21 protein-coding genes are annotated in these 20,065 nt (G+C 53.4%); 3 read left to right on the top strand and 18 right to left on the bottom strand.

Going from position 1 to position 20,065, the window contains the following annotated elements; genetic code table 11:
• Positions 1-99: 99 nt before the first annotated feature.
• Together H8E27_01480 and H8E27_01475 are read left to right on the top strand one after the other, a co-directional pair.
• Positions 100-1,575, top strand: coding sequence for an SEL1-like repeat protein (locus H8E27_01480; protein MBC8324285.1), 1,476 nt, complete (start codon positions 100-102; stop codon positions 1,573-1,575).
• Positions 1,576-1,659: 84 nt separating this feature from the next.
• On the top strand, positions 1,660-2,259 hold the full coding sequence (locus H8E27_01475; protein MBC8324284.1) for a sel1 repeat family protein: 600 nt from the start codon (positions 1,660-1,662) through the stop codon (positions 2,257-2,259).
• Positions 2,260-2,283: 24 nt separating this feature from the next.
• Here H8E27_01475 and H8E27_01470 read toward each other — a convergent pair whose 3' ends face one another.
• A complete protein-coding gene (locus tag H8E27_01470; GenBank protein MBC8324283.1) occupies positions 2,284-3,591 on the bottom strand; it encodes a glucose-1-phosphate adenylyltransferase in 1,308 nt (435 codons plus the stop codon).
• A gap of 118 nt (positions 3,592-3,709) precedes the next feature.
• Between H8E27_01470 and mtnP the strand changes: the two genes are divergently transcribed.
• On the top strand, positions 3,710-4,582 hold the full coding sequence (gene mtnP, locus H8E27_01465) for an S-methyl-5'-thioadenosine phosphorylase (GenBank protein MBC8324282.1): 873 nt from the start codon (positions 3,710-3,712) through the stop codon (positions 4,580-4,582).
• On the opposite strand, the gene H8E27_01460 is transcribed toward mtnP, so the two are convergent.
• The 17 genes from H8E27_01460 to H8E27_01380 form a co-directional block, all read right to left on the bottom strand.
• On the bottom strand, positions 4,583-5,503 hold the full coding sequence (locus tag H8E27_01460; protein MBC8324281.1) for an SMP-30/gluconolactonase/LRE family protein: 921 nt from the start codon (positions 5,501-5,503) through the stop codon (positions 4,583-4,585).
• A 30-nt stretch (positions 5,504-5,533) separates the two neighbouring features.
• Positions 5,534-6,469: an esterase family protein gene (locus tag H8E27_01455; protein MBC8324280.1), complete on the bottom strand. Its 936-nt coding sequence runs from the start codon at positions 6,467-6,469 to the stop codon at positions 5,534-5,536.
• Between the two features lie 807 nt (positions 6,470-7,276).
• A complete protein-coding gene (gene psd, locus H8E27_01450) occupies positions 7,277-8,179 on the bottom strand; it encodes a phosphatidylserine decarboxylase (GenBank protein MBC8324279.1) in 903 nt (300 codons plus the stop codon).
• Entirely contained in the window at positions 8,179-8,661 is a 483-nt protein-coding gene (locus tag H8E27_01445) for a MogA/MoaB family molybdenum cofactor biosynthesis protein (GenBank protein ID MBC8324278.1), read from the bottom strand. The genes psd and H8E27_01445 overlap by 1 nt, the downstream gene beginning before the upstream one ends.
• Positions 8,658-9,110, bottom strand: coding sequence for a cyclic pyranopterin monophosphate synthase MoaC (moaC, locus tag H8E27_01440; GenBank protein ID MBC8324277.1), 453 nt, complete (start codon positions 9,108-9,110; stop codon positions 8,658-8,660). The genes H8E27_01445 and moaC overlap by 4 nt, the downstream gene beginning before the upstream one ends.
• A gap of 44 nt (positions 9,111-9,154) precedes the next feature.
• Positions 9,155-9,913, bottom strand: coding sequence for a 3-methyl-2-oxobutanoate hydroxymethyltransferase (panB, locus tag H8E27_01435; protein ID MBC8324276.1), 759 nt, complete (start codon positions 9,911-9,913; stop codon positions 9,155-9,157).
• Positions 9,914-9,964: 51 nt separating this feature from the next.
• A complete protein-coding gene (locus H8E27_01430) occupies positions 9,965-11,203 on the bottom strand; it encodes an Nramp family divalent metal transporter (protein ID MBC8324275.1) in 1,239 nt (412 codons plus the stop codon).
• On the bottom strand, positions 11,196-11,708 hold the full coding sequence (gene folK / locus H8E27_01425) for a 2-amino-4-hydroxy-6-hydroxymethyldihydropteridine diphosphokinase (protein ID MBC8324274.1): 513 nt from the start codon (positions 11,706-11,708) through the stop codon (positions 11,196-11,198). Before folK ends, H8E27_01430 begins: the two co-directional genes overlap by 8 nt.
• Positions 11,705-12,436 carry a 4-hydroxy-tetrahydrodipicolinate reductase gene (locus H8E27_01420; protein ID MBC8324273.1) on the bottom strand — a complete coding sequence of 244 codons (732 nt, stop codon included), beginning with the start codon at positions 12,434-12,436 and terminating at the stop codon, positions 11,705-11,707. Before H8E27_01420 ends, folK begins: the two co-directional genes overlap by 4 nt.
• Position 12,437: 1 nt before the next feature.
• On the bottom strand, positions 12,438-13,316 hold the full coding sequence (locus H8E27_01415) for a 4-hydroxy-tetrahydrodipicolinate synthase (protein ID MBC8324272.1): 879 nt from the start codon (positions 13,314-13,316) through the stop codon (positions 12,438-12,440).
• Positions 13,317-13,390: 74 nt separating this feature from the next.
• Positions 13,391-14,173 (bottom strand): diaminopimelate epimerase, encoded by a 783-nt coding sequence (locus H8E27_01410; protein MBC8324271.1) that lies wholly within the window; start codon positions 14,171-14,173, stop codon positions 13,391-13,393.
• A gap of 52 nt (positions 14,174-14,225) precedes the next feature.
• A complete protein-coding gene (hpnD, locus tag H8E27_01405) occupies positions 14,226-15,128 on the bottom strand; it encodes a presqualene diphosphate synthase HpnD (GenBank protein ID MBC8324270.1) in 903 nt (300 codons plus the stop codon).
• Positions 15,106-16,536 (bottom strand): sigma-54-dependent Fis family transcriptional regulator, encoded by a 1,431-nt coding sequence (locus H8E27_01400; protein MBC8324269.1) that lies wholly within the window; start codon positions 16,534-16,536, stop codon positions 15,106-15,108. Before H8E27_01400 ends, hpnD begins: the two co-directional genes overlap by 23 nt.
• Positions 16,537-16,548: 12 nt before the next feature.
• Complete coding sequence (locus H8E27_01395; protein MBC8324268.1) at positions 16,549-17,961, bottom strand: hypothetical protein; 1,413 nt, start codon at positions 17,959-17,961, stop codon at positions 16,549-16,551.
• Positions 17,962-17,976: 15 nt separating this feature from the next.
• Positions 17,977-18,534, bottom strand: coding sequence for a phosphopantothenoylcysteine decarboxylase (locus H8E27_01390; protein MBC8324267.1), 558 nt, complete (start codon positions 18,532-18,534; stop codon positions 17,977-17,979).
• Entirely contained in the window at positions 18,534-19,127 is a 594-nt protein-coding gene (gene gmk, locus H8E27_01385) for a guanylate kinase (GenBank protein ID MBC8324266.1), read from the bottom strand. Before gmk ends, H8E27_01390 begins: the two co-directional genes overlap by 1 nt.
• Entirely contained in the window at positions 19,127-20,005 is an 879-nt protein-coding gene (locus H8E27_01380; GenBank protein MBC8324265.1) for a YicC family protein, read from the bottom strand. The genes gmk and H8E27_01380 overlap by 1 nt, the downstream gene beginning before the upstream one ends.
• Between the last annotated feature and the right edge of the window lie 60 nt (positions 20,006-20,065).

Raw genomic sequence — 20,065 nt, 5'->3', positions numbered from 1 at the left:
CGCACCCATTCGCTTGATTGTGCATAACTGCCGCTTGTCCGGCTGCATTGCAGAAACCATCATCTGGCCTTGATGGCTGCGCCGTCTCAAGGAGGAAAGATGCGCCTACAAATCGTTTTCCAATCACTGCTATGCCTTGCCTTTACACTGCAAACGCTGCACAGCGCGGCGCCTGTCAAGGCTAAGCCCCCCTTAGCCGAAGGGGGCGATGGCGAATATCATTTCCACCTGGGCATGAACCATTACACCGGCTTGGGCGGCAAACCCAATCACACTCTGGCCGCACAGCAATTCCAACTAGCAGCGGCCGCAGGCCACGCGCGCGCTCAAGGGCAGCTTGGCATTTGCCTACTGAAAGGACGGGGCGTACCCAAAAATCATGAGCTCGCCTTAAGCTGGCTCACACGCGCGGCAGATCACAAGGACGCCATCGCACTCTACACGCTGGGCAACTTTCACGCGCAAGCCAAAGATTATGTGAAGGCGAATAAATTTTATCTGCAAGCCGCAGCCCAGGGTCATGCCGCCGCGATGAACAATCTGGGCACCTCATATGAACACGGCCACGGAGTACCCGCCGATGCCGCCAAGGCCGCCGAATGGTATGGCAACGCCGCCCGAATGAACCTTGCCGCCGCCCAATGCAATCTGGCACTTATGCACGCCACTGGCCGCGGGGTGGCACGAGACCCTAATCGCGCATTAAAATTCTATCGCGATGCGGCCGGCCAAGGCGATGTGCGCGCGCAATTCCTGCTGGGCGCCGCACTCCACTTTGGCACACTGGCTGACCCCGACCGCGTAGAAGCAGCGAAGTGGTTTCAACTCGCCGCGCATCAAGGCCACGTCGCGGCCCGCGCTCACCTCGCCGCTGTGAACGGAAAATTGTCCGACGATCAACAAAAGACGGTCAACAAACAGGTCTCCACTTTTCTGGCCAGCGCAACGCGATCAAAGAACGGCGCGATCGGATCCGGGTTTTTTATTACCAAACAGGGCCACCTGCTCACCACCCATCACCTTGTCGCCCAAGCCGAAAGCATCGAGGTGTTGCTCAAGGGGCATCGGTATTTAGCGCGTGTTCTTAAGACTGATTCCGTCAACAATCTTGCCTTGCTTAAAATTGAAGCAATCACCCCCGCCCTCACCTTGATGACTGGGCGGCAGATTCACCTCGGGCTTCCGGTGTTCACTATCGGCCTCCCCGCGCAATTCGAAAAAAATTCCGGCCCAAAATATTCGCATGGATTCGTTCGAAAATTAACAGGACAAACACTCGACCCAAGACAAGTACAGGCAAACTTAAATGTACAACCCAGCTATTCGGGCGCGCCATTGCTCGACTCAACCGGCCAAGCCATTGGTATGTTGATGTTTCACCTGAACGAATTGAAAGCCTATCAGGCAACCGGCAGCCTACCTCACAATTTAAACACCGTGCTAAAAGCAAAACCTATCCATACCTTTTTAAACGAATTCCCCGATATTCGCCGCCGCATGCCCCGCCCCCTGACGGAAACCAACTCAGCGCTGGCCAACGGCGAATTAGCAACAACACAGATACTTGTACAATAATTCGTGCGGATAAGTTAAATAACTCAAACTTGACAAACACTAATTTCCCAGTATGTTCTTTGAACCCTTTCCAAGGAGGGTGACATGCGAGAAAAACAAACAGAGCGGTTTATTTATGCCATGGTTGCTTTGGCGTTTATTTTGCTTTTAGCCGGATCAGGTTGCGGCAAATCCAAAGCTCAAGCGCAGGCAGAAGCAAACGCCAAAGCCAAGGCGCTTGCCGCGGAAGCCGAAGCGATGCGGGCCGATCCAGAAGACAAACTGGGGCAGGCCTACGATCATTACTCCGGCAACGGCACTCCTATTGATTACGAACGGGCCGCCCTGCTCTTCCGTCAACTGGCCGAGGAGGGCCACGCGGTTGCTCAATTTTCCTTAGGCGCCATGTTTCAAAACGGTCAGGGCGTTCCACAAAATTACATGGAAGCGGTCAAGTGGTATCAAAAATCCGCAATGGGAAATCACCCTGACGGGCAATATTTGTTAGGCCTTGCGCTTAAGGAAGGCAGCGGCGTGCCGCGCGATCGCATTGAGGCATTCAAGTGGTTACAGCTCGCTGCCGAGGGAAATAAAAAATATATCGAAGCGCGTGATGAATTAGCCCTGCTCTTGCCTGCCGAAATGGTGGCCGAAGGCAAACGCCGGGCTGAGGAGCATCATCAGTACCACAGTGCAGGCAAATAGCCTCTTCGCCCTCACCCCAGCAAATTAAAGAACTGCGTTGTGCGGTACCACGGCATTTTTTTGAATGATGATAATGCCGTCCCGCACAACATAACCTTCGCCATCTTCGTTTTCTTCATGGCCCTCCGGGCTGATTACGCAGTTATCACCGATACGCGCGTTCTTATCTATGATGGCATTCTCAATCCGAGTGTTGCTACCAATCCCAATGGCGGGGATATTTTGTGCGTGATGATCCCTGATTGAAAAATCAGATTCATAGTAATCCGCCCCCATCATCACAACTCGATGAAGCTTTGTGCCCATCCCCACCACACTGCGAACCCCCACGATGCTATGGCTGATTTGCGCACGATTAATGATACACCCGTCACTCAACACGGCATGATCAATGGCGGCACTATTTATTTTACTCGCGGGCAGAAAACGCGGACGGGTGAAAATTGGCGCGGACATATCAAAGAAATTAAATTTGGGCAGTTCACTGGCCGCATCAAGATTAGCATCAAAAAATGTTTTAATAGTGCCAACATCTTCCCAATATCCCTGATACACATAGGAAAAGGACCGCCGGGTTTTGATCGCCTCAGGGATGATATGTTTTCCGAAATCTGCTTGATCACTGTCTAACAAATCTAGCAACACATCACGATTGAAAATATAGATTCCCATTGATGCCAAAAACTGATCATCACCGGCCTTGATTTTCAGATCCGAACAGGTGGAATCCGGTAATTTCAAGGAATCAATGAGCGCCTCATCTTTGGGCTTTTCCACAAATTCACGAATGCGTTGCGCCTCATCGATCTGCATTATCCCAAATCCGCTCACCGCCTCACGGTTCACAGGGATGGTCGCTACCGTAAGCTCTGCGTCGTTCTCAATGTGTTCTTTGAAAACCTTCCTGAAATCCATATTGTACAACTGATCCCCGCTCAAAATTAGAATGTATTCAAAACGATGATTCAAAAAATGGGACATGTGCTTCCGCACGGCATCCGCTGTACCTTGAAACCAGGATGAATCTGAAAGCGTTTGTTCCGCTGCAAGAATCTCCACAAAACCATGGGTAAAATGATCAAACTTGTATGATTGCGAAATATGCCGATGCAGTGAAGCTGAATTAAATTGTGTGAGCAAATAGACCCGTTTAAGGCCCGAATTAATGCAGTTAGATATGGGGATATCAACAAGCCGATACTTGCCCGCAAGCGGCACAGCCGGTTTGGCTCGTTGGCGGGTGAGCGGAAACAGACGCGTGCCGCGCCCTCCCCCCATCACTACCGACAAAACGTGATCTGGATCAAATGATTTATGTTGATGTTCAGCCATGAAAACACTGCTTGCTCGCAGGCCATCCACCGACCACATTGGGCACGGCGAACCGCCTCGATTCGTTAGGGTGCGCTCACCCTGCAACATTCAAAAGCGCAACGCGATAAAAAAGACTATGCCAACTCAAAAACATCGCATCGGGATCATCGGCGGCAGCGGGCTTTACGACATTGAAGGCTTTTGCAATAAAAAATGGGTAAGCGTTAAAACCCCGTTCGGCGCACCGTCGGACCAATTTCTCACCGGCAAACTCGTCGGCCGCGAGATTGCTTTTCTCCCCCGCCACGGCCGCGGACACCGTATTCTACCCAGCGAGCTGAATCACCGCGCCAATCTTTGGGCCATGAAAAAGCTGGGCGTGCAATGGGTCATCAGCGTCAGCGCGGTAGGGTCGTTACAGAAAAAATATCGCCCCTGCGACATTGTATTGATCGATCAATTTCTTGATCGCACCAAACAATCCGCCACCCACACTTTCTTTGGCGACGGCATTGCCGGCCATGTAGCTTTCGCCGATCCCATTTGTGAAGAGCTGCGCCAGCTGCTTCTGAAAACTTCCAAACGAAACAAAGCACGCGTCCACAACGGCGGAACCTATGTGAACATGGAAGGCCCCGCTTTTAGCACGCGCGCCGAGTCGCTCACCAATCACAAACTCAAGTACGATGTCATCGGCATGACCAATCTCGGCGAGGCCAAGTGTGCGCGCGAGGCAGAAATCGCCTACGCGACAATGGCGATGATCACCGATTACGATTGCTGGAAAACCAATGAAGCACACGTAACGGTGGAAATGGTTATCGAAAATCTCACCCGCAACGCCGCAACGGCCAAGGCTGTGTTGGCTGATGCAATTCCCCTTATCCCCGAAACTCCCGCCGACTGGCCTTGCCACAGCGCGCTGGAAAATGCGATTATGACCGATCGGAAAGCGTGGCCTGCAAAGACAGTTAGGGCATTGAAACCAATCTTGGGGAAATACCTCTAACTACTTTTTCTTTGGCGGATAACTCTGAGGCCCGTTTTGATACAACACCCCTTGTGTCTTAGTCTTCATTCGATAAATCTTATCGAAACAAGTGATGTACATGAAATTTAATTTCGGGCCGGCGAAAGTCACGCTCGTCATCCCTTTGATTTCCGACGGGCCTGGAATCACTCCACTGATGCGGCCGGTTGGGTCGAAATATTGCACGCCCAATTCGGTCGTCACGTAATAGCGCCCAAAGGCATCCGTGATCATTCCGTCACCGCGACAAGATGGATTAAACTTGGGCAAAATTCCCCGCTCCGCATTCGGGTTCGGCTTAAGGCGCATCGTCATGTACGGCTGTTTGTGATTCAATGCACCATTACTCTCAATGCGAAATGCCCAGCAATGTTGCCCGCGGAAATCTGAAACCGCCAGCGTGCCTTGATCCGGCGACAGACAAATGCCATTCGGGCCGGTAATCCCCACATCAGCCGCCATCAATGCGCCGGTTTTTGTGTTCACGAAGGTCACTTGTTTTTTGGGTGTCTCAGTAAAATACAAATAGCCTTTGTGCGTCACCACCAGATCATTTGGGCGCACATCGTTGGCGATCACCGTGATTTTTCGGGTCATTACATCAATAGAAATCAACTCCCGCGTGCGGCCGCGGCAGGCATATAATTTTCCGTCCGGGCCAAACTTCATTCCGCTGATTCCCGTTGCGCCTTCGAGAAAAGGCGAAACTTTTCCAGCCGCGTCAACCCGAAAAAGTCCTTGCTCGCTGCGCATATCTGAGAAATAAAAATTACCCTGATCATCCGCCGTCGGCGCATCGGAAAAACCCAATCTATCCACTACCAATTGCCATTTTTCACCAGGAATCAGCACCTGCGACAACGGCATGTCCTGTGCGAAAAGTGGGACCGCAGCGACCATTAAGATTATCAGAAAAAACTGTCTCATTGATTATTCCTTTCCTTTCAAATGATCCGCCCAAAGCCAGCGCAAAGCGTCAGGCAAAATTGTACCGCCGTGTTTCAGGTTGTGCTTGTCTTCGCCGTACACGAATTTGTAGTCCCAGTTCATAAACTTCAGTGCAGCCGCCATCTGTTCGTTGGCCAGCGGCCAATGGCCATGTATGTTGTTGATGTCATTTCGTCCCTCCTGCAGAAAAACTTTTACCGGTTTGCGTGCGGTTTTACGGATCCAACTAGGATACACATGGCCACCGCGAATATTCGTGAAGCTGCCGATCATACTATACACTTTACTGAATGCATCCGGCCTTTCCCACGCCACAGTGAAAGCGCAGATGCCGCCACTGCTCGCGCCGCAGATTGCGCGGTCTGCCGCCTTGTCCGAAAGATTATAGTTCGCGCCAACCGCCGGTAACAACTCCTCCAGCACGAAACGCGCATACTGATCGCCAAGTGAATCGTATTCAAAGCTCCGATTATTTGCACGCCATCGATTTTCTGGAAACTCCTTCCCGCGATGCCCTGGATTCACAAAGACACCAATCGTTACCGGCATTTCTTTTTTATGAATGAGATTGTCGAATACAATCGACGCACGCACATCACCCTTTTCGTTCACATACGCATGGCCATCCTGAAACACCATCACACACGCGGGTTGCTCGGCCCGGTACTGCGCGGGCACGTACACGAAATACTCGCGTCGAGTATCTTTGAAAATTTTACTCTCAAGAAGATGCTCTGTCACCTTGCCGCGCGGCACATCTCTTTGACGTTCCGAATCCTTTGTGTACTTGTATTCAGGTATTTTTGGCTGTGGTTTTTCAATTGCTTCATTTTTTGCATCGCTGAAAATCCACTTCACTGATTGCGGGAAAATTGAGCCGCCGTGCCGACCGCTATGGCCATCCTCTCCCCAAACCATCTTATGCTCGTAGCCTTTGAACCGGAGCGCCGCTGACATTTGTGCATTCGAGAGCGGCCAATGCCCATGCAAATTATCCAAATCATTTCGACCTTCCGCCAGCAATACGCGGATGTTTTTCCGCTCGGTCTTACGAATTAGCGCGGGGTAGACATAACCCCCGCGGATATTTGTAAAACTCCCGACATGACTGATCACGCCGCCAAAGAAATCCGGCCGAAACCACGCCGCGGTGAATGCTGCGATGCCGCCGGAGCTGTTTCCGCAAATTGCCCGCGAACGTGGATTTTTCGCAATCTTTAGGCTATGCATTTTCGCAACCACCGGCCAGAGTTCATCGATGATAAAATTGGCGTAGTCGACACTCACCGTGTCGTATTCAAACGCCCGATTGCGCCGCGGTTGATTTCCCGCCTCGCTGGGCGGCACGGTGCCCGGATTGACAAAGAGTCCGATCGTCACCGGTAATTCTTTTTTGTGAATGAGATTGTCGAACACAATCGGCACACGCGTGTGGCCATTCTCACGGACAAACCCGCCGCCATCCTGAAACACCATCAGGTTTGCTGGCTGCTTTGGATTGTACTGTGCCGGAATGTACACCCAATACGAACGTGTTGTGCCCGGGAATGCCTTGCAATGATTCCATTCGCCTTGGATTACTTTACCGCTCGGCACGCCCTCCTGACGTTGTGCGTTCGGTCCGGGCCGATAATCTGCAGCGCACATCAAGCTGCACGTGGACATTAAATAAACAAAGGTTCTCATAAATTCTCTGGCGCGATTATCTGCTGCACCCCCGGTTAATCAAGACCGGAACGACCCCATTCGATCACCTACTTTGGCGTAAACCTCACGTCTTTGGGCCGAATGCTCCAGCAAATCGGCCGCCAGCTCCACGCGGCCCGGCTCAAAAATTGTAAACGTCGCCGAACCACCAAAGGCGAAACACCCTTTCTCTTCACCTTTTGATACCGCGCGCAAGGGCACGAATGTGTGATTGACGCTGCCCACGTTTGTCGCACCGATTTCGATCGTCAGCACGCTTCCATTTTTTTCCGTTTTGATTTCAGTAATGAATCGTTTGTTTTCCCAGAGGATCGCCAGACGATCACGCAGGGCCAGCGGATTCACAGAATATAAAGGGCCATTGATCAAGCGCGCCTCTTGCGGGACGCCCGCCACAGGGAAATGAAAACGATGATAATCCACCGGACACAACCGCGAAAACACCGCCGCGCCATCAGCAAATCGCTTGACCAGCGAGGCATCTCCCAAAAGGCGCGGCAAATCAAATTGTTGCCCTTTCACAAACACACCTTCCACCTCCGAGGCCTTTGCGAACCCAAGATGACGCCCGTCTGCGGGAAACACCACGGAGTCACCCGCCGCATCCACTGGTCGCGCCCCGGGCTTAAGTTTGCGATAAAAGAAATCGTTAAACGAGGTAAACTCATCCGCCGCCTTGACGTGCTCGCCTTCAGCGATTCCGTATTGCTCGATGAATGGTTTCACGCGCGAGGCGCTGCCCGCGCAGCTCATTCGCCAGCCATACCATCGCGAAAACCACGCGCGCTTTGCCACCGCGTGCAATGCGATTTGGCCGAACGGATTAAATAGGATCCAACGCAGCCATCGCTCGCCGTAGACAACTTCGTTCTCCACCGTGTCGGTGTAACGATTATAAAATTGGATGCCGGAATCAACCATCAGCAACTTGTTGGAACACCCGCTACGACTTCCACGCAATGCGGGATCGCCCCAACGACAAAACCGAGGCATTCGACCGCGCCCTTTGGTTTTCCGGGCAAACAAATTACTAACGCATTACCCACCGCAACCGCGAGGCTACGGGAGAGGATTGCGTTCTCGGTGATTTTCATTGATTCCATCCGCATCACTTCGCCAAAGCCGGGCAATTCGCGATCGGCAATTTCCCGCACGGCCTCGGGGGTGACATCACGCGGCGCCACACCGGTACCGCCGGTGGTAAGCACGAGATGGCAGCCCTTTGCGATTTGTTCGCGGATGGCGCGTTGGATTTGTTCCACCTCATCGCGCACTACCGCCTCGGCAAGCACCGCCCAGCCGTAACCATCGGCGGCCTTGGCCAGAAGCGGGCCGCCGAGGTTTTTGTATTCGCCCGCCGCGGCACGGTCGGACACGGTGATAATTCCCACCTGTATATTCATCGTTTTGTTTTTGAAACCAGTTTTACATTGGTGATACGCATTTTTTTATCAACCGCCTTGCACATATCATAAATGGTTAATGCGGCGAGGTTTACCGCCGTGAGGGCCTCCATTTCAACGCCCGTTTGTGCCGTCACCTTTGCCGTGGCGCTGATAAGGATTGCGTTGCCCGTTTTCGGAAATGTGAATTCCACTTCGCAATGATTGATTGGCAATGGATGACACATCGGAATCAAATCACCCGTACGTTTGGCGGCTTGGATGCCTGCGATGCGCGCGGTGGCCAGCACGTTGCCTTTGGCAATCTTGTCCCGACGAATTAGAGCAAGCGTTTCTTTCGCCATCCGAATCTCGCCGCGCGCAGTAGCGCTGCGATGCTGCGCCGGCTTGGCGGAAACGTCCACCATTCTGGCTTCGCCTTTTGCGTCAATGTGAGTTAGTTTTTTCATTTTCATCACAGGTGCACGAAGATTTCCTTCTGATCGTTCTGTGATTATAATTGGTTCATCCAATTTTCAATCGTCTTTTCCATTTCCAATTTCACCTGTTTGTTGGGCTGGGCGTGGCGCGGGATGAAGTCCGGCGATGTGGCCCATAGATCGGTGGTCACCAAAATTTGCCCGTCGCATCCGGTGCCGGAGGCGATTCCAATGGTCGGGATGGTTAGCGTGGAAGTCAATTCTGCAGCAAGCTCCGCCTCCACCAATTCCAATACAATGCCAAACGCGCCTGCATCGACCAATGCTGCTGCATCGGCCCGCAACGCCGATTGTTCCTCCGCACTGCGGCCTTTGATTTTGTAGCCGCCTTCGGCTTGCACGTTTTGTGGCAGCATTCCTAAGTGACCGAGAAAGGGAATGCCATCAGCCACAATGGCACGCACTTGGGCGTCGATGCTCAAACCACCCTCTGCTTTCACTGCCTCTGCGCCGCTCTCCATCAATCGGCGGGCATTGGCCAGAGCTGCTTCGGGCGTGGCATAACTGCCTGCGGGCAAGTCAGCCGCCAACAACGCTCGAGGCTGTGCGCGGGCTGCCGCGCGGGTGTGATGGAGCATATCTTCCATGGTCACGCCGGTGGTATCAGGCAATCCCAGGGCAATCATGCCGAGCGAATCACCCACCAACAGTAACGGCACGCCGCATCGGTCGAGCAGTTTGGCCATGGAATAATCATAGGCCGTCAGCGCCGCGATGGGCTCGCGGCTTTTCATTTGACGGATGATGTCGGGGGTTATTTTCACGACAGGCACGCGCCACCATTCACGCAAAGGCAAAGCGACGACAAGCGGAAATTGCTGGGTTCAATTGGTTAAGGCGCTGATCTTGGGCCAAACTTTGTTGAACGCTGTGTTCCAGGCCATTGCGAGCAGGATGATAAATCCAAGCCCGCCGAGCAGATTCAAGAGCCAGCCGTTGCGTTGATTGCCCATAAATTTTTCCTGATTGCAAAACCACAACAGAACTCCGGCCAACAGCGGTGCGACGATTACAGTGACTGCCTGAGCCATCACGATCGCAGCCACGGGTCGGGCGCCGGTGCGAACCACAAACAATGCCATCCCCATCCCAACGAGCAAAACCACAGCCGTGAGGTAGCGCGGCCATTTATCTCCGGGCGCACTGCCCAGGCCGAGGCCGTCGGAAAGCACAAAGCCACCGACCATTGAGTTAATCAGAAACGAAGAATACGCGCCGGAAAATAATCCGAGACAAAACAGGCCCTTCCCCCAGTCGCCAAAGAGCGGCTGCAATTGGCGGGCCACATCACCGGCGTCCTGAAGTTCTTTGCCGCGCAAGACCGAGGCAGCCGTGCCCATGATCATCAATGTAACTAATCCGATAATCACCACACCCACGCGCGAATCGAGCAAACTTCCCGCCAAGCCATCCCGGCTTACGCCCTTTTGGCGTACGAGATAAATTTGAAAATACGCCGCGGCGATTGCAAAAGTCGTCCCCACCAAACCAAGTACCACCCAATCCAGTTCACCGACAGCGCGTGGAACAAATCCTCGCGCCCACTCCGATGCAGCGGGTTTGGCAAAAAATAAATTGGCTGTGAATGCGATCAACATCACGCCCACAAACACCATCATTAATTTTTCTAGAGCCCGATAAAGGTTTTTGAAACAAAACAAAAATGCAATCGCAGCAGCATTGAAGACGATGATCAAATAATCAGATTCAAGATAAGTGTTGATTGCGGTGTGAGCGCCGAGGTTGTTTCCGAATTGAAATGCTGAAGCGATAAAAAACACTGAAACGCCGATCAACACTGCCAACCATCGGCCGACACTGCGTGCGAGCAGGGTTCCCGGTGAATCGGCAGCCACGACCCCCAGTCGCACGGCCATGGTGGTAAAGGCCAGCATGAAGAGAGCCGCAGCGGCGATGACCCAGCTCAGCGTGTACCCGTTTGCGGCACCTGCTTTGGAACTGGTGAGAATGCTGCCCGGACCGATAACCACGCAGGCGGTGATGAGCCCCGGCCCCAAGGATTGATACCAACGGCGCGGGACGGACGTTGGGTCATTAGCCATCGGTCGAGATTAGCGTAACGGATTCGTCCGTGTCGAGCGCTTCGAGGAGTTGACCTACGGTTTGAGTTTGGCCGGGTAGAACCATCTGAGGCGCAAGTTCATTCAGGGGCGCAAGCACGAATCGTCGTTGATGGAAGCGTGGGTGTGGAAGAGCCAGGAATTGTGTGTTGCGAGTTTCATTTTTGAAGGCGATGAGATCAAGGTCGAGAGAACGCGCTTCATTCAAGATCGCTTTAGGTCGGCGGCCAAACTTGGATTCGAGTTGTTGAAGTTTGGTAAGGAGCGATTCCGCCGTCTCGTTTTCCAATGGCTCAAAGGCGGCGGCGGCGTTGATAAAATCAGGTGAGTCGGGCGGGCAATCGACTGGCGTGCTGCGCCATAGTGAGGATTTTTGAATTTGGAAGGCGGAAATGTTTTGGAGTTCTTCGAAAGCGCGCTGAATATTGGCAACCGAGTCACCCAGATTGGAACCGATGGCGATGAGACAAATCGGATCGGGATTCATTCCAAGCCTAACACATTCTGCATATCATAAAGGCCGGGCGATTGCTGGACGGCCCATTGTGCGGCGCGAAGGGCTCCGTTGGCAAAGGTTTCGCGGCTGGCCGCTTTATGAGTGAGCTCGAGGCGTTCACCGGCACCGGCATAAATAACCGTGTGATCTCCCACCACGTCGCCACCGCGCAGGCTGTGAATCCCAATTTCCTCGTTCGTCCGCGCACCCACGATTCCTTCGCGACCGTGACGCAGTGCGTCGTTTTGTTGATTACGAACTTCGAGCAGAATTTCGCCGAGTGTCGTGGCCGTGCCACTGGGGGCATCGACTTTGTGGCGGTGATGCATCTCCACCACTTCCAAATCAAAATTCGGCCCGAGGATTTCAGTGGCCTTTTTTGTGAGCCAGAAAAGCGTGTTCACCCCGGTTGAATAATTACTGGCCCAGACAATCGGGATTTCTGATTGGTGATTAAGGATTTCAGATTTCTCCGCATCAGAGTGACCGGTGGTGCCGATGACAAACGCTTTGTCATGCTTGGCGCAGAGCATTGCGCATCCAGCGCTGGCGCTGTGGAGACTAAAATCGATCACCGCATCGCAGTCGGCGATGAGGGCGGATAAGTCATCGCCTTCGTCCACGCCTGCGACGATCTCGATGCCGTCCATCGATTCCCCGCACGCGATTAGCATTTGGCCCATTCGCCCTTTGGAACCGTGAATTATGATTTTGACCATGTTACTTGAGCACACCCGTTGCCTTAAGCGTGGCACGCAATTTGCGGCGGTGTTCAGGATTCATTTTAACCAATGGAAGCCGGTACTCCTCGGCGACCAACCCTTTCATGGCCAACGCAGCCTTAACGGGGACCGGGTTGGTTTCGATAAACAGATCCTTGAAGAGCGGATAATATTTTTCGTGCAACTTCAGCGCGCCTTTGGCATCTCCCTCCAGAAAAGCATGAACCATTTTGGCGAGCTGCCTCGGAATCAAGTTGCTCGAAACACTAATAACCCCCTTTGCGCCGACAGCCATGAAAGGCAGCGTGAGGGCATCGTCGCCACTGAGGATGGTAAATTGCCGGGGCAAGGCAGCGCGCAATTGGCTGACGCGATCCACGTCGCCGCCAGCTTCTTTAATGCACACAATATTTGGACAATCTGACGCGAGACGTACCACGGTGGGCACGGCAATTTCCACGTTGCAGCGCCCGGGAATGCTGTAAAGTATGATGGGTAAATTGGTGGATTTGGCAATCTCGCTGAAGTGCGCGTAAAGGCCGTCCTGCGAAGGCTTGTTGTAATAGGGGCACACTTGCAGTGAGCCATCCGCACCGGCATACTCGGCAGATTTGGTGAGATACACGGCTTCCTCGGTGGAATTTGCGCCACTGCCGGCGATGATTTTGCACCGGCCCTTCGCGTAATAAACTGCCAATTCAATGATCCGCACATGCTCTTCAAAATCGACTGTGGGCGATTCGCCGGTGGTCCCCACGGGCACAATACCATCCACTCCACATTTCACCTGCAGCTCAACAAGTTTTTTCAATGCAGTCTCATCTAGGCACCCTTTCTTGAAGGGCGTGACGAGTGCGGTATAAACTCCGGTAAACATTGCGTGGTGTAAGCTAGCAGGCGGAACGGGGTAGATTCAAGGGAATTGGTAAGGTAAACCCAACCCTTCCCTTCCTAAACTGCCGCTGTTCCTTCAAACACAAATTGCGCAGGGCCGGTGAGTTTAACGTTTGAGAATGTTTCACCATCGCCGTGGAAATCTACGGTTAGGGTGTCGCCGCCGAGGACTGTCACTTGCACGGTCGGCGCCCAATCGTTGAGATAAGCGGTGATGATGGCTCCAGCGCTTACGCCGGTACCGCAGGCGAGGGTTTCACCCACACCGCGCTCGTAGGTGCGCACACGGATTTGACCGGGCGACAAGATTTGCACAAAATTCACATTCGTGCCTGCGGGCGCGAAATGATCGTGGAAACGAATCTCTTCTCCCATGCGATCCACCATCGCGGCATCAGCATTGTCCACAAACAGCACCGCGTGCGGGACACCGGTGTTGAGAGAATGGATGGTTTGTTCGCCGGCTTGGGTCCTAATCGTTTCGTTCAGTGCGAGGTGGGTGGGGTCGGTCAGAGTCACCGTTACGGTGGTATCGTCAACAGTGGCGCGCACAAGGCCGCATGCGGTTTCAAAACTCAACTCGCCATCGCCGCCTATCGAGTGTTGAATGTAACTGGCAAAACAACGCGCACCATTGCCGCACATCTCAGCGTCGCTGCCGTCGGCATTATAAAAATCCCAAGCCCAATCGCCCTCGCCCTCGGCATTTTTGAGGAGGATTAATCCATCGGCTCCCACGCCGCGCTGGCGATGGCAGAGTTTGGCGATTTGTTCACGCCCAAGCGAAATCGCGCCATCGCGATTATCGATCAGCACGAAGTCATTTCCCGCCCCATTCATTTTGGTGAACTGAATGTGCACGGGATGAGGTTAGTGGAAAACTGTTCCCAAATCAACCGCAGCCATAATTGGGACGGTTGGAGCCGGTCTTGATGCGCCACCACGTACCGAAGACGAGCGCCAGCTTGTGAACCCGGCCAAGCCGCGTGGGGCGCGGCCCGAAGACACGGAATTTATTGTTTTCCATCCGCCGCAGCAATCGCCAGTACACCGCCCCCATCGCCTCGGCAGCCACCATGGCGCGCCGATCGGCTGCGGGTAATAATTCAGACGCCATTTGGTAATGGCTGCGCGCCCGCACGGCGGTGGCCGCGGCGAGGTTGTGAAAGGCGGCGGAGTATTTTAAGTCCAGCAAAGATTGTGGATCCACGCCGTATTTCTCCATATCAGAAACAGGAAGGTAAATGCGACCACGCGCGGCATCATTGCCGACGTCGCGGAGAATGTTGGTCAGCTGCAGGGCTTTGCCAAGGTGCACGGCATATTGCTGGCAGGCGTCGTTGCGATAGCCAAAAATTTCGATGCTCAACAGGCCGACCACGGAAGCGGCGCGATAACAATAGCAATCCAATTCTTCGCGAGTCTCAAAACGATCCTGCGCAAGATCCATTTCCATGCCGCGAATGAGCTCGTCAAAATATTCAAACTTGAGGGCGTATTGTTCGATAACCGGCTGCAGCGCCTGATTGACTTGGGTACGCGGCTGACCGCCTTCGCAAGCGCGGCGGATATCTTCGCGCCAATCCTGCAAGGTGGCAGCGCGCTGTTCGCGGGGTTGGGTTTCATCATCAGCAACATCATCAACCTGCCGACAGAATGCGTATAGGGCACTCATCGCGTTGCGGCGACGCTTGTCGAGTGCCACAAAGGAAAGCGCCAAATTCGAAGCACTGCGGCGCGTGATGGCGCGGCTGGCTTCCAAGGCGGCAGGATTATTCGCTGTCGCCGTCGTCACCGCTAGTACCGCCGGACATGGAGAGACCGAGTTGCTGCATCCGATAGCGGAGAGAATGACGGGTCATTTTCAACATCTCAGCGCTGCGATTCATGTTGTATTGATTCCGCTCAAGAGCGGCGGTGATCATTCGGCGCTCAAATTCAGCCACCGCTTCGGCAAAGCCTGCTTCAAGATTGATCTCCGCCCCGCTATCATCAGATTGTCGCAGGCGCATTTCCATTTCGAAATCCGGCAGGCTGGAATTCAGCACCTCGTCTGTTTGCTCCAGAATGGCGGCGCGTTCCATGACGTTGCGTAATTCGCGCACATTGCCGGGCCAATTGTGCCTCATCAGTTTTTGTGATGCCTCTTTAGAAAGTCCCAACTTGCTCCGACCCAAGTTTTGACAATGTTGATTGAGGAAAAATTCCGCCAATTGCACGACATCATCGCCGCGATCGCGTAAGGGGGGCGGACGGAATTTCATCACGTTGAGACGATGATATAAATCTTCGCGAAATTCATTGTCTTTGATGGCTGTCACAATGTCGCGATTGGTCGCAGAAATGATCCGCACATCAACGCGCTTTTCCTCATTGCCCCCCACGCGCGTGAACGAACCATCCTCGAGAAACCGAAGCAACTTCGCCTGCAGGGGGCGGCTCATGTCGCCGATTTCATCGAGAAAAATCGTCCCACCATTCGCCTCTTCTACCCGGCCGGGCTTGGTGCGCAGGGCGCCGGTGAATGCGCCTTTTTCGTGACCAAACAATTCGCTCTCCAAAAGCGTTTCAGGAATGGCGGCGCAATTGAGGCGGATGTAATGTTTATCTGTGCGGCGGCTGAGGTTGTGAATGGATCCGGCCACCAGTTCTTTTCCAGTGCCGCTTTCGCCAAGAATAAGTACTGTGGAATCGGTGGGGCCCACGGTTTGGATAAACTGACGCAGCTCGATCATTTGGGGCGATTCGCCGATAATTTGTTGTACTTCGTAAACCTCACTGCCCCGGGAACGCGCGCGCAGGGTTTTATTTTCAGCAGTCAGCTCAAAATGATCGCGGCAACGATCGACCGCGTGCAGTAATTCTTCGGGAGCAAACGGTTTCGAAAGATAATCCGCCGCACCGGCCTGAATGGCCTCCACTGCAAGTTTTGGGGTGGCAAAAGCGGTGATCAGGATGACCTGGAGTTTGGGGAAATCCTGAGCCATTTTCCGGATGAGATCGTAGCCACTCATGCCGCCGAGCCGTCCATCGGTAATCACCATGAAAAATTCCGCGCCGGGGGCGGCCATCATCTCGAGCGCTTGTTCGGCGGATTCGGCCAGCTCCACGGCAAAGCCATCGTCGTTGAGCATTTCACGCACGGTTTCGCGCATGTTCGGCTCATCATCAACCACTAGGACTGGGGGGAGGTCGGGTTTCATAACTCAGTGGCTTTAAAGGGCTCGGGTGGGAAAGGTTAGAATGAATTCCGTTCCGGTTCCAAGCACCGATTCAACGTGAATTTTGCCCCCATATAGCTCGGTGTTTTGTTTCACAATCGAAAGTCCGAGGCCTGTTCCCTTTTCTTTGGTGGTGAAATATGCCTCAAAAATCCGTTCGATCTGATCTTCCGGTACTCCCGGCCCGCTGTCCTTGACCCGAATTTCAATTTCATAATTCGCCAAAGGTTGGCACGAAACATCAACGCTACCGCCCTTGGATGTAGATTCTCTGGCATTCACCAAGACATTCACCAGAATTTCCCGCAAATGAGCGCGCTGCATCATCAGTGGTGGAAGCGCATCTGATATCCGTTGGTTGACCGTGATTTCAAAATTGGAAACCTTCGGGAAGACGTCCTCAATCGACACCCTTATTTCATCCTTCACCTTGAGCCGCTCCACGCGCCCTTCCGAAAGTCGCGCATACCCCATCAACTCCGTCAGGATCCGGTCCGATCGATCAACCTCGCTCCGAATCATGCCCAATTGCTTGGCTGCATTTTCATCCTGTCCCGCCGAATGACGCTGCATGGAGAACGCCGCGTTATTGATAATCGAAAGAGGATTCTTGAGTCGGTGCGCAATCTCCGCCGCCAAGCGCCCGGTGGATCGTAATTGCTCACGGCGCAGCGTGTACTCCCGCGACTCCCGCTGCGAAATTTGGTCACGATCAAACAACACCTGCACCCCATAACACAGCGCCGTCATCAACACCAAAAAGAAAACCCGGATTACAAACAAGGCGCTTTCATATTGATCCTGCTCCAACGTATTTGCCTGAGCAACCTGCTCTACGGTCGCCGGGCCAGGAAATGCTCCGCTCAAATCATCATCCAATCCCGTGACCTGTGAGAACCAACCTTTCCAGATAAAAATGGCTGCCGCATATCCTGCCGTCGTCAGCAGATTGATCGAAATCTGGGTTGCCGGAATCGGAACGCTAACTGCGTTCCGAATAATGAGCACCACGAAAACATAATAGACCATACTATCAAGCCCGCCGGTGATGACCACCAATGCTGACACCACCAGGGCATCCACAAAATTCATCACCAACGTCACCCAATGCACCACACGCAACGGCCAGCGGTTGAAAAACAACAGGAAAGCAATCGCCCCAACATTGACAAGCACATACCCCATGAAAAATTCCTGAACCGGTTCCAGCGCCACATCCAGCCACTGCGTCCCTTTGAACTCGTCAGTGAAAAACAGGAAATACGCTGTGATGGCTAACACAAAAATTTTAATCGGCACGCCGAGGTCGCGTTCCATCAATTTCAACCGCGAGTATTGCTCGTCCTGATCAATAGACGAGGTGCTCACGAGCTTGAAAAAGTGACGGATTTTTTTAATGGCTGGCATCGGGAAATGAAGTTTCTAAGATGAAAGCCCCACCCACTGCAAGGCCGCTCCGACAATTAATTCGGCAGATTCCAACCGGCCAAGTCCCTCGTAGCCACACGCCAGTTCGCCCTCGGCCGGGCCGATGAATTGCGCACCTCGATCCCGCAATAACGCCACATTTGCCTGCGTGGCCGGATGGCTCCACATTTTTCCGTTCATCGCCGGCGCGATCATCAATTTTGCATCAGGGTTCAATGCCAACGCGATGCAGCCCAGTGCGTCATCCGCCTGCCCATGAGCAAGCTTGGCAAGGCAATTAGCCGTGGCCGGGGCGATGATCAGCAAATCCGCCTCATCCGCCAGACGAATGTGCGCCGGCTGCCAGCCCTCTTCCTCATCATAAAGGCTGGTGATCACCGGATTGCGCGAAAGCGTTTTGAATGGCAACGGCGTCACAAATTCCTGCGCATCCCGGGTCATCACCACGTGCACATCCGCCCCGCCTTTTGCCAGCGAACTGCACACATCCACCGCTTTGTGGGCAGCAATGGAGCCCGTTACCCCAAGTGCGATTATTTTACGTTTTGCCATTATTTTGCGTTTGCAAAAATTTCCTGCACCGCCGCAGCATCCTCCTCGCGTGTGCCGCTCACCACGACGTGGTCAAATTGATCCTGCTGCGCCATCTCCGCATCTGCAACGGCCAGTCGTCCGGCAATCACTGCAGGCGCATCCTCACCGCGCATTTCCAAACGCGCCCTCAACGCTGCCGTATTTTCGGCTACAATAAAAATGGTGCTCAAGGCCTTTGCCAAACCTTCATCCCGTCGCGCCATTTCAGTAAACGTCAGCGCGCCTTGCACATCATTTACCACCAGCACATCCTTCCCTGCGGCGAGTGCTTCGGTCACCGCAGATTTCATCGTGCCATATCTTTGGCCATACACTTCGGCGTGTTCCAAAAATTCGCCCGCATCCACCCCTTGAGTGAATTCCGTCTCACTCAAAAAATGATATGCCTCACCGTCCACTTCGCCTTTGCGGGGGGCGCGAGTGGTACAGGTTACCACGCGGACGAGCGAAGGGTTCTCCGCCAGCAACCGCAGTGCGACGGTTGTTTTCCCTACTCCCGATGGACCGGAGAGCACCCACAAAATCGGCTGGGATTGACTGTCACCCCTCATCACTCCACGTTTTGCACCTGCTCACGAAATTTTTCCAACTCACTTTTCAGCGTCACTACCATCTTTGAAATGGCCGCATCATTCCCCTTCGAACCGATTGTGTTAATTTCCCGATTCATTTCCTGTGAAAGAAAATCAAGGGTGCGACCCACCGGCCCTTTTGTTTTTGCGCAATCGTTGAACTGCCCAAAGTGACTTTCCAGCCGCGTGAGTTCCTCCGTGATATCTATCCTGTCCGCAAACATCGCCACTTCTTTGAGCAACCGCTCGTCATCGCCCTTGCCCAATTCCAGCCCGGCGGAAATCAGGCGCTCGTGTAATTGCTCGCGATGCCGTTTCACGGTAGACGGTGCCTGCTTTGCAATTTTCTTCACCGCCTTTTGCATGGTGCCAATACGTTGCTGTAAATCTTTTTTAAGATTTGCTCCCTCGCGGGTGCGCATCGAAAGCAAATCCGCCAATGCATCGCGCAGTGCCTTTCGTAACGTGGGCCACACTTTCTCAACGTCCAGCGCCTCATCACATTGTTTCAACACACCGGGGGCGCGTAAAATCGTGTCGATGCCAAGGTCGTCTTTCAACTTCAGCTCCTTGGCAAGTTTTCGATATTCGCGGGCGAAACGTTTTGCGAGGTTGGCATCGAGTTTCACCTCCGTCCCATTCCCGTCCGTGGTCGACAAGCCCACCCGCGCCACGATGCGTCCGCGGGAAATGCGCGAGTTAATTTCATCGCGTGCCCGGTTTTCTAAGGCATCCAGTTCCCGAGGCAGGTATAACGATAATTCCGCCTGCTTGCGGTTTACCGTGCTGATTTCTACTGTGAGCTTTGCGCCATCGCGCGACGATTCGCCGCGTCCATAGCCGGTCATCGAATTCATGGGTCGGAGAAATTGACAGATAAACGATTTATTTGAAAGCACCGAACGCACGGACTCGTT

It is taken from the genome of Limisphaerales bacterium, assembly GCA_014382585.1.
GTDB lineage: Bacteria > Verrucomicrobiota > Verrucomicrobiia > Limisphaerales > UBA1100 > JACNJL01.
The sequence above is the reverse complement of the archived record's forward strand: the minus strand, read 5'-3'. Positions and strand labels throughout refer to the sequence as shown.